The 15,788-nt window shown below is 68.5% G+C and carries 16 protein-coding genes; 12 read left to right on the forward strand and 4 right to left on the reverse strand.

Translation table 11 applies throughout. The features are described from left to right. The first annotated feature begins 11 nt into the window (after positions 1 to 11). The 4 genes from rph (at position 12) to rpmE (ending at position 3,060) form a co-directional block, all read left to right on the forward strand. The gene (gene rph / locus OXU50_07700) at positions 12 to 737 is read left to right on the forward strand and encodes a ribonuclease PH (protein MDD9869753.1); all 726 of its coding nucleotides are present in this window, start codon (positions 12 to 14) and stop codon (positions 735 to 737) included. Then, positions 734 to 1,351 (forward strand): RdgB/HAM1 family non-canonical purine NTP pyrophosphatase, encoded by a 618-nt coding sequence (gene rdgB / locus OXU50_07705; GenBank protein ID MDD9869754.1) that lies wholly within the window; start codon positions 734 to 736, stop codon positions 1,349 to 1,351. The genes rph and rdgB overlap by 4 nt, the downstream gene beginning before the upstream one ends. Further along, a complete protein-coding gene (gene hemW / locus OXU50_07710; GenBank protein MDD9869755.1) occupies positions 1,335 to 2,717 on the forward strand; it encodes a radical SAM family heme chaperone HemW in 1,383 nt (460 codons plus the stop codon). Before rdgB ends, hemW begins: the two co-directional genes overlap by 17 nt. Positions 2,718 to 2,826: 109 nt before the next feature. Continuing rightward, positions 2,827 to 3,060, forward strand: a complete 234-nt coding sequence (gene rpmE / locus OXU50_07715; GenBank protein ID MDD9869756.1) for a 50S ribosomal protein L31 — start codon at positions 2,827 to 2,829, stop codon at positions 3,058 to 3,060. A gap of 42 nt (positions 3,061 to 3,102) precedes the next feature. Here the strand turns inward: rpmE and hemH are convergent, their stop codons facing one another. Beyond that, entirely contained in the window at positions 3,103 to 4,197 is a 1,095-nt protein-coding gene (hemH, locus tag OXU50_07720) for a ferrochelatase (protein MDD9869757.1), read from the reverse strand. After that, positions 4,181 to 4,771 carry an HNH endonuclease gene (locus tag OXU50_07725; GenBank protein MDD9869758.1) on the reverse strand — a complete coding sequence of 197 codons (591 nt, stop codon included), beginning with the start codon at positions 4,769 to 4,771 and terminating at the stop codon, positions 4,181 to 4,183. The genes hemH and OXU50_07725 overlap by 17 nt, the downstream gene beginning before the upstream one ends. Positions 4,772 to 5,047: 276 nt before the next feature. Here OXU50_07725 and OXU50_07730 point away from each other — a divergent pair, with 276 nt between their 5' ends. The 6 genes from OXU50_07730 (at position 5,048) to hemE (ending at position 11,403) form a co-directional block, all read left to right on the forward strand. Then, entirely contained in the window at positions 5,048 to 7,240 is a 2,193-nt protein-coding gene (locus OXU50_07730; protein ID MDD9869759.1) for a primosomal protein N', read from the forward strand. Positions 7,241 to 7,266: 26 nt separating this feature from the next. Then, positions 7,267 to 8,037, forward strand: a complete 771-nt coding sequence (locus OXU50_07735; GenBank protein ID MDD9869760.1) for a rhomboid family intramembrane serine protease — start codon at positions 7,267 to 7,269, stop codon at positions 8,035 to 8,037. Positions 8,038 to 8,155: 118 nt separating this feature from the next. After that, a complete protein-coding gene (gene rpsU / locus OXU50_07740) occupies positions 8,156 to 8,368 on the forward strand; it encodes a 30S ribosomal protein S21 (protein ID MDD9869761.1) in 213 nt (70 codons plus the stop codon). Beyond that, positions 8,369 to 8,812 (forward strand): GatB/YqeY domain-containing protein, encoded by a 444-nt coding sequence (locus OXU50_07745; protein ID MDD9869762.1) that lies wholly within the window; start codon positions 8,369 to 8,371, stop codon positions 8,810 to 8,812. 129 nt (positions 8,813 to 8,941) lie between these two features. Beyond that, positions 8,942 to 10,354 (forward strand): FAD-dependent oxidoreductase, encoded by a 1,413-nt coding sequence (locus OXU50_07750; GenBank protein MDD9869763.1) that lies wholly within the window; start codon positions 8,942 to 8,944, stop codon positions 10,352 to 10,354. A gap of 8 nt (positions 10,355 to 10,362) precedes the next feature. Continuing rightward, positions 10,363 to 11,403, forward strand: coding sequence for a uroporphyrinogen decarboxylase (gene hemE, locus OXU50_07755; protein MDD9869764.1), 1,041 nt, complete (start codon positions 10,363 to 10,365; stop codon positions 11,401 to 11,403). Here the strand turns inward: hemE and OXU50_07760 are convergent. After that, positions 11,400 to 13,796 (reverse strand): penicillin-binding protein 1A, encoded by a 2,397-nt coding sequence (locus OXU50_07760; protein MDD9869765.1) that lies wholly within the window; start codon positions 13,794 to 13,796, stop codon positions 11,400 to 11,402. The genes hemE and OXU50_07760 overlap by 4 nt on opposite strands. Before the next feature lie 62 nt (positions 13,797 to 13,858). On the opposite strand from OXU50_07760, the gene OXU50_07765 reads away from it, so the two are divergent. Together OXU50_07765 and aroB are read left to right on the forward strand one after the other, a co-directional pair. Next, positions 13,859 to 14,380, forward strand: coding sequence for a shikimate kinase (locus tag OXU50_07765; protein MDD9869766.1), 522 nt, complete (start codon positions 13,859 to 13,861; stop codon positions 14,378 to 14,380). Beyond that, on the forward strand, positions 14,377 to 15,459 hold the full coding sequence (aroB, locus tag OXU50_07770; protein ID MDD9869767.1) for a 3-dehydroquinate synthase: 1,083 nt from the start codon (positions 14,377 to 14,379) through the stop codon (positions 15,457 to 15,459). Before OXU50_07765 ends, aroB begins: the two co-directional genes overlap by 4 nt. Before the next feature lie 87 nt (positions 15,460 to 15,546). On the opposite strand, the gene OXU50_07775 is transcribed toward aroB, so the two are convergent. Further along, positions 15,547 to 15,788, reverse strand: a 242-nt coding sequence (locus OXU50_07775; protein ID MDD9869768.1) for a hypothetical protein, incomplete at its 5' end; no start/stop codon positions are given.

A 15,788-nucleotide genomic window follows, 5' to 3' on the forward strand; every position in this document is an offset into this window, starting at 1 on the left:
GGAGTTCACGAGTGAGCAGCATACGACCCAGCGGCCGCGCCGCCGACGAATTGCGCCCCGTTCGTTTCGAGCGCGGCTGCGCCGGCCACGCGCACGGCTCGGCGATGGCCTGCTTCGGCGCCACCCGCGTGCTGTGCACGGCGACCGTCGAAGAGCGGGTGCCGGCGTTTTTGCGCGGCGCGCGCCGCGGCTGGCTGACCGCCGAGTACGGCATGCTGCCGTGCGCGACCGCCCCGCGCACGCCGCGCGAGGCGGCGCGCGGGCGCCAGGGCGGGCGCACGCTGGAAATACAGCGCCTGATAGGCCGCTCGCTGCGCGCCTGCCTCGATCTCGCGGCGCTCGGCGAGCGCACCATCACAATAGACTGCGATGTCATCGAGGCCGACGGCGGCACCCGCACGGCGGCGATCAACGGCGGCTACATCGCGCTGCGCGACGCCGTCAGCCGCCTGCTGCGCGGCAAGCGCATTGAGCGCGACCCGGTGCACGGGCTGGTGTCGGCGGTGTCGGTCGGCATCTACAAGGGAACGCCGGTGCTCGACCTCGACTACGCCGAGGACTGCGAGGCGGAAACCGACATGAACATCGTCGTCAACGACGCCGGCCATTTCATCGAGGTGCAGGGAACCGCCGAAGGCCACGCCTTCGTGCGCGGCGAACTCGACGCGATGCTTGAACTCGCGCACATCGGAACGCGCGCGGTCACCGCGATGCAGCGCGACACGCTGGCCTCGTGACGGCGCCGCTGGTCGTCGTCGCCAGCGGCAACCGCGGCAAACTGCGCGAGTTGCGCGCGATTCTGCGCGGCCTGCCGTTCGCGCTGCGCCCGCAGTCCGATTTCGGCCTGGAAAGCCCCGAAGAAACCGGCTCCACTTTTGTTGAAAACGCCTTGCTGAAGGCGCGCCATGTCTGCCGCGAGACCGGCTTTGCGGCGATTGCCGACGACTCCGGCCTCGCGGTGGATGCGCTGGACGGCGCGCCGGGCATTCGCTCGGCGCGCTACGCCGGCGACGACGCCGACGACGCGCGCAATCTGCAAAAACTGCTGGCCGAACTGCGCGCCTTTCCCGACGACGCGCTGAGCGCGTGCTTTCATTGCGCCGCGGTCTGGTTGCGCGCGGCGGACGACCCGCAGCCGGTCGTGGCCGAGGCGCGCTGGTGCGGGCGCATCACGCGCGAGCCGCGCGGCGACCAGGGCTTCGGTTACGACCCGGTCTTCTACCTGCCGCAGCACCGCTGCACCGCGGCGCAACTGCCGCCGTCAATCAAGAACGAAATCAGCCACCGCGCACGCGCCTTCGGCGAATTGCGCGGGCACATGCAGGCGCCGGCCAATGTCGCGGCGCGCTGAAACATTGCCGCCGCTGTCGCTCTATGTGCACCTGCCGTGGTGCCTGTCGAAGTGCCCGTACTGCGACTTCAACTCGCACGCGCTGACGGCGCCGCTTGACGAACGCGGCTACATCCGGGCGCTCATCGCCGACCTTGATGCCGACCTCGCCGCCGGCGCGGACTGCGTTCAGGGCCGCAGTTTGTGCAGCGTCTTCATCGGCGGCGGCACGCCCAACCTGTTCAGCGCGGCGTCCATCGCGGCGCTGCTGCGCGAGGTTCGCGCCCGCATTCCGTTCACGCCGTCGTGCGAGATTACGCTTGAAGCCAACCCCGGCGCCGGCCACGGCGACCTCCGCGGCTTTCGCGACGCCGGCGTCAACCGCCTGTCGCTCGGCGCCCAGAGTTTTGACGATGCGATGCTGGCCCGCCTCGGGCGCGCGCACAGCGCCGCCGACATCGTGCAAACGGTCGCCGCCGCGCGCCGCGCCGGTTTTGACAACCTGAACCTGGACCTGATGTTCGGGCTGCCGGGACAGACGCCGCAACAGGGGCTGGCCGATGTCCGCCGCGCGCTGGCGCTGGCGCCGGAGCACCTGTCGTGGTACCAACTGACGATCGAGCCAAACACGCTGTTCCACGCCCGCCCGCCGGCGCTGCCGGACGATGACAGCGTGTGGCGTTTGCAGCGCGCGGCAACGGCGCTGCTGCACGAGCGCGGTTACCGGCGCTACGAAGTGTCCGCATACACGATGAAAAAAAGATGCCGCCACAATCTGAATGTCTGGCGCTTCGGCGATTATCTCGGCATCGGCGCCGGCGCGCACGGAAAATGGACGCGCGCAGGCAAAGTGGTGCGAACCCGCAAGCACCGCAACCCGTCGCGTTACATCGAGCGCGCACACGCCGGGCGCTGCTGCGTCGAGACGCGCGCCGTCGCCGTCGGCGACCTGCTGTTTGAGTTTCTGCTGAACGCGCTGCGCCTGACGCACGGTTTCCGGGCGTCATTGTTTCACAGGCGCACTGGCCTTGATGCCGGCCTGCTGGAACGGCGCCTCGCGCCGCTGACCCGGCGCGGCCTGATTGAGCGCCGCGGCGCCGCCGGGCGCCGGCGCTATGCGGCGACGCCGCTCGGCGCCCGCTTCCTGGACGATGTGCTCGTCGAGATTTTGCCGGAATCGCAACCCTTTGATTCAGCGACAACGAGCAGTTATGCACAAAGCGCCGGGGCCGCGCCGCGCGCGGTCGCGCTCGCACCGGTGAAACTTCCGGCGCCGCGGGAGACGACAAAAAATAATCGCCATATCAATAACTTGCACAAAAAGCCATTGGCGCGCGCCGTTTCGCCCATCCCTTTGAAAGACAAACAATTTGTGCCCGGCAAATAAATTTGTCCACAAAGTTATCCACAACCGCAAGCCCCGCCCCCGGCCTGTTCCCGCAGTTGCCGCGCCGCGCCGTTTTCGGTATCATGGCCGCCCATTGCGGAGAAAAAGCATGAAAGCAGACATTCACCCCGATTACCGCGAAGTCCAGGCGGTTTGCAGTTGCGGCAACCGTTTCACGGTTTATTCCACTTATTCCGGCGAGCAGTTGTCGCTGGAGGTGTGCGCCGCTTGCCACCCGTTCTACACCGGCAAGCAGAAAATCCTTGAAAGCGCCGGCCAGGTGGACAAATTCCGCCGCCGCTACGGCAAGAAAAAGCAAAGTTCGGACGCCGCGCCGTCCTGAACGCCGCCGCCGGACACGCAGGCCGGCAACCCCTGAATCGCGCTATTGCGGCGCGCCGAGTTGCAGCGCGCGGCGGCGCGAGTGTTCGCGTTCTTCGGCGTCGTCCGCGGCGAACGCCTCCCAGCCGCGCAGGTGGCGCAGCACCAGTTGCGCGAGAAAGTCGGCGTGTTCGGGCGCGTCGTTCAGCGCCTCGATGTAGCGCAGCCGCCCGCCGCCGGCGTGTTCAAACTGTTCGCGGTTTTGCATCGCAATCTCTTCCAGCGTCTCCAGGCAGTCCACCGCGAAGCCGGGGCAGAACACATCCACCGTGGCGGTTTTTTGCCGCGCCAGTTCGCGCAGCGTCTCGTCGGTGTACGGCCTGAGCCATTCGGCGCGCCCGAAGCGCGACTGAAACGCCACCAGCCACGCATCGTCCGGCAGTGACAGCGCGGCGGCGATCAGGCGCGCGGTCTTGCGGCACTGGCAGTGGTAGGGATCGCCTTTCAGCAGGTTGCGTTTCGGCAGGCCGTGAAAAGAGAACAGCAGTTTGTCGCCGGCGCCGTGCTCGTCGCGGAAAGCGCGTATGCGCCGCGCGCAGGCGTCAATGTAGCCCTGCTCGCCGCAGTAGTCGTTGACAAAGCGCACCTCCGGCAGATGGCGGCGGCGGCGCAGCACGCGGCCCGTCTCGTCGAACACCGCCGCCGTCGTCGTCGCCGAGTATTGCGGAAACAGCGGCACAATCAGCAGGCGGCGCGTGTTCAGGCGGTGCAGCCGGTCGAGTTCGCCGGCGAGGCCGGGGTGTCCGTAGCGCATCGCCGCGCGGACTTCGGCCTGCGGCCAGCCCGCGCCGCGCACGCGCTCGCCGACGGCGCGCGCAAGCGCGGTCGTGTGCACCAGCAGCGGCGAACCCTGCGGCGACCAGATGGCGGCGTAGGCCGCGGCGCTGCGGCGCGGCCTCAGCGGCAGCACCAGCAGGCGCAGCATCAGCCACCACAGCGGGCGGGGAATCTCGACGACGCGCGGGTCGGACAGAAATTCTTTCAGATAGCGCCGGACGGCGTTGGGCGTCGGCGCGTCGGGCGTGCCGAGATTGACCAGCAGGACACCGGTGCGCGCCGCGCTGCCGTGGCGGTACGGCGCGTCATTGCGCTCGTTCATCCGCCGTGCGCAGCCGGCTGCGGCGCGGGAAATGCGCCTTCAGAAACTCCATCTGGTCGGCCAGCACGGTGCGCGCTTGCAGATACACATATTCGGCGTGGGTCGGCACGAAAGGCACCGCGAGCAGTTTCATGCCCGCTTCCTCGGGCGTGCGCCCGGCCTTGTGGTTGTTGCAGCGTTTGCACGCGGCGACGACATTGCTCCACTTGTCCTTGCCGCCCTGGTTGAACGGCATGACATGGTCGCGCGACAGTTCGCGGCGTTTGAAATGCTCGCCGCAGTACATGCACAGAAAGGCGTCGCGCCGGAACAATGTCAGGTTGTTCAGCGGCGGCACATACTCAAGCCCGAGCCGCGGGTTTTTGCCGTAGGTGGCGATGATGGACTCCAGCCGGATGACGCTGCGTCGCCCGGACAAGGCGTTGACGCCGCCGCGTATCGTGAACAGCGGTTCGCCCGCGCTGTAGGCGACTTCGCCGAGATAGTAGAATCTCACGGCGTCGCGGTAGGTTATCCAGTCGAGCGGCATGCCGGAGACATCCACTCTCAGTATTTGCTGGTTGAGTCGGTCCATTGTCCTGTGGATTTGTCCTTCGGGAAAGCGTAGTATCCAGACTTTGCCGGCCGTGTCAAAGAGGCGCCCGGCGCGGCGGCCATGCCGTTTTTTGTAACTTGCTGATATAACGAATTTTCGGTTGCGCCCGGTTGCCATGTGTCCAATGCAGAAGCGGAGCGGGGGCGGCGTGCTTGCAGAATGGTTGGCGACAGACTGTCCACAATCTTTTCCACAGAAAATGTGGGTAATCGCCGGCGCGCGCCGCTTTGCCAATCTTGTCTTGTTGATGTTCCGATGACCGCCGAAACCATCCTGCGCGTCGCCATTCCGTCGGCTCTGCCGGAAAGCTTTGATTACCTCGCGCCGGCGGGCGTGTCCGCCGCCGCGTTGTCGCCGGGTATGCGGGTCGCCGTCCGGCTCGGCAGGCAGGCCCGCGTCGGCGTCATCGCCGAGGTCGCGGACGAGACCGCGGTGGCGCGCGAGCGGTTGAAATCCGTCGAGCGCGTTCTGGACGAATCGCCCGTTGTCCCGGCGCCGTTGTTCGGGTTGTTGCAGTGGGTCGCGCGTTACTACCATCAGCCGCTGGGCGGCGTGCTGCGAACCGCGATGCCGCTGCTGGCGCGCCGCGGCGCGGCGCCGCAAATTCCGCAGACTGTTTTCTGGGAATGTGTCGCGGGCGGTGAGCCGCCATCGCCGCGGGCCGTGAAGCAGCGGGCGCTGCTGGATTATCTGGAAGACGCCGGGCGCCTCGACGAGGCGGCGCTGGCGCGCCGGTTTCCGGATTGGCGCCCGGTGATGCGGCGCCTGCTTCATCGCCGCCTCGTCGCGCGCCATGAGGAGCCGGCGATGCCCGCGCCGGCGCCGCGCGCGCCGGGGCACCGTCTCAACCGCGAGCAGCAGGCGGCGGTGGACGCGGTGGCGGCGGGCTTCGGCGAATTTCACCGCCACCTGCTGGAGGGCGTCACCGGCAGCGGCAAGACCGAGGTGTATCTGGCGCTGTGCGAGCAGGCGCTGGAACGCGGCGAGCAGGCGCTGGTGCTGGTGCCTGAAATCGCGCTGACGGCGCAGACGGTCGAGCGCTTCCGCGCGCAGTTGCCGGGGACGGTTTGCGTGTTTCATTCCGGGCTGACCGACCGCGAGCGCTTTCACTGCTGGAGCGCCGCGCTCAGCGGCGACGCCGGCGTCGTCATCGGCACGCGCTCGGCGGTGTTTCTGCCGTTCAAACGCCTCGGTCTCGCGGTCGTGGACGAGGAGCACGATGCGTCCTACAAGCAAAGCGAGTCGTCTTTCCGCTACCACGCGCGGGATGTCGCCATCAAGCGTGCGCAAACCGGTTCGCTGCCGGTCGTCCTCGGCAGCGCGACGCCGTCGCTGGAGTCGCTGCACAACGCGCTCGAAGGCCGCTACGCGCGCCGCCATCTGACGCGCCGCGCCGCCGGCGCCGCGCCGCCGCGCTGGCGGGTGATTGACTTGCGCGGCAGCCGCCTTGAAGACGGCCTGTCGCCGCCGCTGCTGGCGGCGATGCGCGACCGCCTCGCCGCGCGCGAACAGGTGCTGCTGTTTCTGAACCGCCGCGGCTACGCGCCGGTGATGCTGTGCCGCGACTGCGGCGGCGCGCTGTCGTGCGCGCGCTGCGACGCCCGCCTGGTGTACCACCTGCGCGACGGGCGGCTGCACTGCCATCATTGCGGCGTGTCGTCGCGCCCGCCCGGCGCCTGCTCCGGCTGCGGCGGCGACATGCGGCTGGTCGGACTCGGCACCGAGAAGGTCGAGCAACATCTGACGCGGCTGTTCCCCGAAACCGGCATTGTGCGCATTGACACCGACGCGGTGCGGCGCAAGAACGAACTCGAGCGCCGCCTCGAGCGGGTGCGCAGCGGCGACGCCGGCATCGTGCTGGGGACGCAGATGCTGACGAAGGGCCACCACTTTCCGGCGATGACGCTGGTCGGCATCGTCAACGCCGACCAGAGTTTGTTCGCCGCCGACTTCAGGGCCATCGAGCGCCTCGGCCAGTTGATTGTGCAGGTCGGCGGGCGCGCCGGGCGCGGCGGCGCCGCCGGCGAGGTGATGCTGCAAACCCACCACCCGCACCATCCGCAACTGCAAGTGCTGCTGAAAAGCGGCTACGGCGCGTTCGCGCTGCAACTGCTGCCGCAGCGCGAGGCGGCGCAACTGCCGCCGTACCGCCACCTCGCCGTCATCCGCGCGCGTTCCGCCGGCAGCGGCGAAGCCGCCGCCTTTCTCGACCTCGTGCACCGTTCCTCGGAGGAATTCGCGCGCCGGCATGCGACGCAGGTGTTTCCGCCGGCGCCGATGATGATGGAGAAAAAAGCCGGGCACTACCGCGCGCAACTGCTGCTGAGCGCCGCCGCCGCGCACTCGCTCAACGCCTGCCTGGCGGCGCTGCTGCCCGTCGCCGCGCGTCTCGCGCGCCGCCGCAAGGTGCGGTGGCATGTGGATGTGGACCCGTGCGAGGCCGTCTGACGCGGGCCATGCGATAGAATAGCGCGGTGTTTTTCTTTCCGTTGTTCGACGACAACCCGACCCGGCGGCGGCCGCTGGTGTGCTGGTTTGTCATCGCCGCCTGCGTCGCGGTGTTTTTGTGGCAGTCGGCGCTGCCGCCCGCCGCCGCCTACGCCGCGGTGCTCGCCTACGGCATGATTCCGGCGGCATTGTTCGGCGACGCCGCGGCGCAGGCGCTTCCGGCGTGGACGACGCCGCTGTCGTCCATGTTTCTGCACGGCGGCTGGATGCACCTGATTGGCAACATGGTGTATCTGTGGATCTTCGGCGACAATGTCGAGGACAGCATGGGGCGTTTGCGTTTTGTGCTGTTCTATCTCGCCTGCGGCGTCGCCGCGGCGATGACCCAGGTCGTCGTGGACCCCGGTTCGCAGATTCCGCTGATTGGCGCGTCGGGCGGCATCGCCGGAGTGCTCGGCGCGTACCTGGTGCTGCACCCGCGCGCCAATGTGCGCGTGTTCATGTGGTTTTTCATCATCATCCAGATGATCAATGTGCCGGCCTTCATCGTGCTCGGCGCGTGGATTGCGCTGCAATTCCTGAGCGCGCCGGCGGCGCTCGCGGCGGACGGCGGCGTCGCCTATTTCGCGCACATCGGCGGCTTCGTCGCCGGCATGGTGCTGGTGCCTTTTTTCCGCCGCCGCGACATTCCGCTGCTGGGCGCGCCGCGCAGCCGCAGCTGGAGCCATCACGCCGGCGTCACCCGCGACGAGATACGCTACGCGGTCGCAAAAAACCGCGAACGCCGCCCCGACTGACCGGCAAAGGCATCCGCCGGGCGGCGGTCGCCGCGCCGGGTTGCCGGTGCGCGCAAAACGCGGCGCTTGAAAAGTCGCCGGCGATTCGTATAATGAGCCGCCATTTTGAGGACTCTTTATGCCAAGTATTCGAATCAGGGAAAACGAGCCGTTTGACATCGCCTTGAGGCGGTTTCGGCGCGTCTGCGAGAAGGCCGGCATCATGGCCGAGGTACGCAGGCGCGAGTATTACGAAAAGCCGACGGCGGCCCGTAAACGCAAAGCCGTGGCGGCCGTCAAGCGCCATCTGCGCCGCCGTTCGATGATCTCCCGCAGAACCCGCCGTTACTGAATGAAATCGCGCATCGCGGACGACATGAAAGCCGCGTTGAAATCCGGCGACAAGCGCCGGCTCGCGGTGCTGCGCCTGATGCTGTCCGACATCAAGCGCGCCGAGATTGACGCGCGCGCCGAACTCAATGAGGCCGCGATCCTCGCCGTCCTCAACAAGATGGCGAAGCAGCGCAAGGAATCCATCGGCCAGTTCGCCGACGCCGGGCGCGACGACTTGCGCGAGCAGGAACAGTTTGAACTCGGCGTCATCGGCGATTACCTGCCCGAGCCGCTGTCCGGCGACGAACTGGCGCGGCTGGTCGAGCGCGCCGTCGAGCAGACCGGCGCCGCCGACATCAAGGCGATGGGCAAGGTGATGAGCGCCGTCAAGACCCTCGCCGAAGGCCGCGCCGACATGGCCGAAGTCAGCCGCCTCGTCAAGCAGCGCCTGTCGGCGCCCTGAACGCCGCGCCGCGCGCGCCGCGCCGTGTTGCGCCGTGTTGCGCCATGCCGCGCCGTATCGCGCCGTGCCACAATCCGCGCCGGCGCGTTCATTCCTGTATGATGAACATCGCAGCCGCGAGAACCTGACATGTCCGACCCGATGCAATTCCTGAACCTGCCGCGCCAAAGCCCGGCCAAGACCGCGGTGGAGATGCGCCTGCGCGAGTGGGACGAGATTTACGGCCAGTTCGACCCGGAGCAGGCGGCGCGCCAGTCCGGGCGCTGCCTCGCCTGCGGCAATCCCTACTGTGAGTGGAAGTGCCCGGTTCACAACTACATCCCCGACTGGCTCAAACTGATCGAGGAGGGCAATTTGTTCGAGGCGGCGGAACTGTCGCACAAGACCAATTCGCTGCCGGAGATTTGCGGGCGCATCTGCCCGCAGGACCGGCTGTGCGAAGGTGCCTGCACATTGAACGACGGTTTCGGCGCGGTCACCATCGGCGCGGTGGAAAAGTACATCACCGACGAGGCGCTGAAGGCGGGGTGGCGCCCCGACCTGTCCGGCGTCGAGGCCACCGGCAAGCGCGTCGGCATTGTCGGCGCCGGCCCCGCCGGGCTGGCCTGCGCCGATGTGCTGGCGCGCAACGGCATTGAGGCCGTCGTCTATGACCGCTACCCGGAAATCGGCGGCCTGCTGACCTTCGGCATCCCGCCGTTCAAACTGGAAAAACACATCGTGCGCACGCGCCGCCAACTGCTGGAGGAGATGGGCGTTCAGTTTCGCCTTGAGACCGGCGTCGGCGACGACATCCCGTTTCAGGCGCTGCTCGACGAGTACAACGCGGTTTTTCTCGGCATGGGAACCTACACGCCGATGCGCGGCGGCTTTCCCGGCGAGGACCTGGCCGGCGTCCACGAGGCGCTGCCGTACCTGGTGTCGAACATCAACCGCCAACTCAACTACCGCGACGACCTCGCGGAATTCGCCGGCATGGAAGGGCGCCGTGTCGTCGTGCTCGGCGGCGGCGACACCGCGATGGACTGCGTGCGCACCGCGGTTCGCCAGCGCGCGGCGTCGGTCGCCTGCGTCTATCGCCGCGACGAGGACAACATGCCGGGTTCGCGCCGCGAAGTCGCCAACGCGAAGGAGGAGGGCGTGCGCTTCGTCTTCAACCGCCAGCCGACCGCCATCGCCGGCGGCGCCGGCGGCGTCGAGGGCGTGCGCGTGGCCGAAACCCGCCTCGGCGCGCCCGACCGGCGCGGGCGGCGGCGCCCCGAAATCGTCGCCGGCAGCGAGCAGACCATCGCCGCCGACCGCGTCATCGTCGCCTTCGGCTTCAGGCCCAGCCCGCCGCCGTGGTTTTCCGATTTCAACATCGCGCTTGATAACGACGGCAAGGTCATCGCGCCGGCGCGCGGCGACTTCCCGTTCCAGACGGCCAACCCGAAGGTGTTCGCCGGCGGCGACATGGTGCGCGGCTCGGACCTGGTCGTCACCGCGGTGTTCGAGGGCCGCGAGGCGGCGATGGGAATCGCCGACTACCTGCAAGTCGCCTGAGCGGCGCGATGGCCGCCGCCAACGACCGCCTGCTCCGCGCGCTGCGCCGCCGCCCGGTGGACGCGACGCCAGTGTGGCTGATGCGCCAGGCCGGGCGCTACCTGCCCGAGTACCGCCGCGTGCGCGAACAGGCCGGCGACTTCCTGACGCTGTGCAAGACGCCGGAACTGGCGTGCGAAGTCAGTTTGCAGCCGCTGCGGCGCTACCCGCTCGACGCCGCCATCGTCTTCTCCGACATCCTGACGATTCCCGACGCGATGGGCCTCGGCCTCGGTTTCCGCGAAAACGAAGGGCCGTTCTTTGCAAGGCCGCTGCGCGACGACGCGCAAATCGCCGCGCTGCGCGCGCCCGACCCCGGCGAGGATTTGGGCTATGTGACGGAGACCGTGCGCCTGGTGCGCCGCGAACTCGGCGGGCGCGTGCCGCTGATTGGCTTCTCCGGCAGCCCGTGGACGCTGGCCGCGTACATGGTCGAGGGGCGTTCGTCGCGCGACTTCACCGCCGTCAAGCGATTGATGTTCGACCGCCCCGAATGCCTTGAAAAACTGCTCGCGGTGCTGGCCGATGCGGTGACCGCCTACCTCGTCGCGCAGATGGACGCCGGCGCCGATTGCGTGATGATCTTCGACACCTGGGGCGGCGTGCTGTCGGGCGGCGATTACCTGCGCTTTTCACTGGAACCGGTGCGGCGCATCGTCGCCGCGCTGAAACAGCGCCGCGACCGCCCGGTGATTCTGTTCACAAAGGGCGGCGGCGCGTGGCTCGAGGCGATGGCCGACACCAACTGCGACGCGCTCGGCCTGGACTGGACCGCCGCCATCGGCGACGCCCGCCGCCGCGTCGGCGACCGCGTCGCGCTGCAAGGCAACCTCGACCCGGCGGCGCTGCTGGCATCCGAACAAACCATCCGCGCCGAAACCCGCAAAATCCTGGCCGCCTTCGGCACCGGCCCCGGCCACATCTTCAACCTCGGCCACGGCGTCCTGCGCCAAACCGACCCCGGCAAAGTCGCCGTGCTGGTGGACGAAGTCCACGCCGCGCGCGCCTAAAACAACCCCTTCAACTTGCCGGGTGATTCGCCGTTCGGCGACAGTTGCGTGATTTTTTTCGGCAGGTGGCGCAGGCGGAAGGTTTCGCTGACGGCGTTGTCGTCGCCGGGGTGGGCGAGCAGGCCGTTGGCGGGATCAATGCGCGCCGAGACGATGTTGGGCGGCTTGTAGTAGGCGCGTTCGGGCCGGTCTTCGAGGGCGCCGCGCATGAAATCAATCCACAGCGGCAGCGCCGCGACGGCGCCGGTCTCGCGCGCGCCGAGCGGGCGGTGGTCGTCAAAGCCGACCCACACGGTGCAGACGATGTCGCGGTTGAAGCCGGAGAACCAGGCGTCGCGCTGCTCGTTGGTGGTGCCGGTCTTGCCGGCGATGTCGCCGCGCCCGAGCGCGCGCGCCTTGCGCCCGGTGCCGAAGCGGATGACATCGCGCATCATGCTCGTCATCTGCCACGCGATGTCCGCCGGAATCGCCTGCGGCGCGTATTGCGTGTTCGGCATCTCCACCGGCACCGCCAGCCCGGCGTCGCTGCCCTCGCTGCGGTTTTCGTGGAGTTCGCAATCCTCGGTGCACAGTTTCAGCGGCTGCGCCTCGGACACGGTCTCGTCGAGCACGCTGACTTTGTCCACCAGGTAGGGCGCCGGCAGAAACCCGCCGTTGGCGAAGGCGGCGTAGCCGCGCGCGATTTCCAGCGGCGTGGCGGCGCCGGCGCCGAGCGCCAGCGTCAGGTTGTGCGGCTGGTTGGCGCGCTCGAAACCGAAGCGGCGGATGTAGTCGAGCGTCTTGTTGATGCCGATGCGGTCCACCAGTTTCACCGACACCAGGTTGCGCGAGAACTTCAGCGCCTCGCGCAGCCGCGTCGGCCCGTAGAACTTGCCGCTGTAATTCTGCGGGCGCCAGTCGCGGTTGTTGGGGTCGGTGAAGACGACGGGCGTGTCCTTGACGACGGTCGCCGGCGTGTAGCCTTCGTTGAGCGCGGCGGAATAGATGAAGGGCTTGAAATTGGATCCGGGCTGGCGCCGCGCCTGAATCGCGCGGTTGAACTTGCTGTGGTAGAAGTCAAAGCCGCCGGCCAGCGCCAGAATCGCGCCGCTGCCGGCCTCGAGCGCGACCAGCGCGCCGCTGACGGCGGGGATGTGCGCGAGGCGCGGCGTCTCGCCGGTGCGAACGCGCACGACATCGCCGGCCTGCGCCACCGCCGCCGCGGTTTCGGGGCGCGCGCCCATGCCGCCGCGCGCGAGCCGGAGCCGCGCCCAGCGCCACGCCGCCTTGTCGAGGCGCACGGCGTCGCCGCCTTTCAGCGCGATGTGCAGCGCCTCGTCGTCGGCGCCGACGACGATGCCGGGCTCGAGGCCGCCGACGCCCGGCAGCGCCGCGAGTTCGCGTTCAAGCGCCGCCGGCGATTCCAGCACGGCGGCGTCCACCCGGCCCTCGGCGCCGAGCCAGCCGTGGCGTTCGCCGTAGGCCAGCAGCCCGTCGCGCAAACTGGCCTGGGCGCGGCGCTGCATCGCCGCGTCCACCGTCGTGCGCACCTTGAAACCGCCGGTGTAGGCTTCGCGCCCGTGGCGCTCGACCATCTCGCTGCGGATCATCTCGGCGATGTAGGGCGCGTTGAGTTCAATCTTCAGGCTGTGCGGCGTCGCCGAGACCGTCTCGTTGACCGCCGCGAGATATTCCTCCGGGCTGATCATGTCGAGTTCGCGCATCCGTTTCAGCACATAGTTGCGCCGTTCCAGCGCGCGCTCCGGATTGACCAGCGGGTTGGCGCTTGAGGGCGACTTCGGCAGCCCCGCCAGCATCGCGACCTGCGCCAGCGACAACTCCGAAATGCCCTTGCCGTAATACACCTCCGCCGCCGCGGCGACGCCGTAGGCGCGCTTGCCGAGAAAGATTTTGTTCAGGTAGAGGCCGAGTATCTCCTCCTTGTTGAACAGCCGCTCGATGATCAGCGCGAGAAAAATTTCCTTGATCTTTCTTTCAAAGGTGCGCTGGTTGGTCAGAAAGAAGTTGCGCGCCAGTTGCATCGTGATGGTGCTGCCGCCCTGCGTCTTCTGCCCGGTGCGTATCAGTTCCAGCGCCGCGCGTATCAGGCCGGCGTAGTCCACGCCGGGGTGCTCGAAGAAACGGTCGTCCTCGGCGGCGAGGAAGGCGTTGATCATCCGCTGCGGCACCTCGCCGGTGGTGACCGGTATGCGCCGCTTGTCGCCGAACACCGCCATCAGTTCGCCGTCGCGCGCATAGACCCGGAGCGGCGTTTGCAGTTGCACATTGCGGATGGTCTCGACCGCCGGCAGGTCGGAGGCGACCATCAGGTAGGCGCCCGCCGTCGCGATGGTGAGCAGCACGAGCAGCGAGAAAAACAGGCCCGCCGCCACAAAGAGGATTTTGCGATACACTTTCAACCGTGCCAGACTTGCCACCATGGACAAGGCCGCAAGTCGGGGCAAATTGTAACACAATGAGGCAACGCAATATTTTTCTGGTCGGGCCGATGGGCACGGGCAAGACCGCCGTCGGCGCCGCGCTGGCGGCGCGGCTGGGCCGCCCGTTTCACGACACCGACGCGCTGGTTGTGAGCGCCGCCGGCCTCGACATTCCGGCGCTGTTCCAGACCGAGGGCGAGGTGCGCTTCCGGCTGCGCGAGGCCGCCATCGTGCGCGAACTCGCCGCCGCCGCCGGCATCGTCGGCGCCACCGGCGGCGGCTGCGTGCTGCTCGAGGAAAACCGCCGCCTGCTGAAGGACGGCAACCTGGTGGTGTATCTGCGCGCCGGCCTCGACAACCGCGTCGCGCGCATCGGCGACGCCGAAGACCGGCCGCTGCTGCCCGGCGGCGATTTGCGCGCGGCGCTGAAGTTGCTCGACGACGAACGCGAGCCGCTCTACCTGGAAGTGGCCGACTGCACCGTCAACAACGACGGCACGGTCGAGGCGGCGGTGGACGCGGTTGTGCGCGCCGCCGGCCTGCAACCGCCGCGATGAAAACGCTGACGGTGGAACTGGCCGACAGGCGCTACCCGGTGCACATCGGGCGCGGGCTGCTGGCCGGCGCCGGCGGCTGCCTGCGCGAGTGCCTGCCGGGGCGGCGCGCGGTTGTCGTGACCGACGATGTCGTCGCGCCGCTGTATCTCGACGCGCTGCTGCGCGCGCTGGCGTCGCCGCCGGCCTTCGACACCGTCGTCATCGAGATCGCGCACGGCGAGGAGCACAAGAATCTGGCGACATTCGAGCGCATCTGCACGCGCATGCTGGAGTGCGGCATTGGCCGCGACGGCGCCGTCGTCGCGCTCGGCGGCGGCGTCGTCGGCGACCTTGCGGGTTTCGCCGCGGCGGCCTACCAGCGCGGCGTCGCCTTCGCGCAGGTGCCGACGACCCTGCTGGCGCAGGTGGACTCGGCGGTCGGCGGCAAGACCGGCGTCAACCACGCGCTCGGCAAGAACATGATCGGCGCCTTCCACCAGCCGTGCTGCGTCGTCTCCGACCTCGACACGCTCGACACGCTGCCGGCGCGCCATTACACCGCCGGCCTCGCCGAAGTCGTCAAATACGGCCTGATACTGGACGCCTCTTTCTTCGACTGGTGCGGGCGCAACCTCGACGCGCTGCTGGCGCGCGACGAACAGGCGCTGACATTTGCAATCCACCGTTCCTGCCAGATCAAGGCGGCGGTCGTCGCCGACGACGAACTGGAGCGCAGCGGCCGCCGCGCGCTGCTGAACCTCGGCCACACCTTCGCCCACGCCATCGAGACCGGCTTGGGTCACGGGCGCTGGCTGCACGGCGAGGCGGTCGGCTGCGGGCTGGTGCTGGCGGCGCGGCTGTCGGCGCGCCTCGGCCTGATGGACGGCGCCGAGGCGCGGCGCGTTGAGGGCGTCGTCGGGCGCCTCGGACTGCCGGTCGAGAAGCCGGCGGCGCTGGACGCCGCGGCGATGCTTCAGCGCATGTCGCTCGACAAGAAAAACCTCGGTGGCCGCACCCGCCTGGTGCTGATGCGCGGCCCCGGCGAAGCCTTCGTCAGCGACGACACCGACCCCGCCGAAGTCACGGCGGTGCTGAACTGAACATCGCGCGCGGCGACGCGCACGACAACGCGTACAAAAAAAGGCCGCGCCCCGGAGGGCGCGGCCTTTCGGCAATGGCCGGCCGAATCAAGTGCAAATGTTGACGTTTGTCAGGATTCCGGCGCCGCCTTCGCTGCCTGTGTGGCCGGTTTTGACACCGAGTCCGATGGCGGTTCCGATACCGGCGATGCCGGCGCCGACGGTGCCGCCTACAATGACCGCGCCCGCGATGACCGCGCTGAGGCTGGCCCCGACACCAACCGCGAGGCTCACGGAGCCAATGCCGATGGTCGCGCCGATTGAACCGAGGGCGAAGGCAATCAGCCCGG

The organism is Gammaproteobacteria bacterium (assembly GCA_028817225.1).
Lineage (GTDB): Bacteria > Pseudomonadota > Gammaproteobacteria > Poriferisulfidales > Oxydemutatoraceae > Oxydemutator.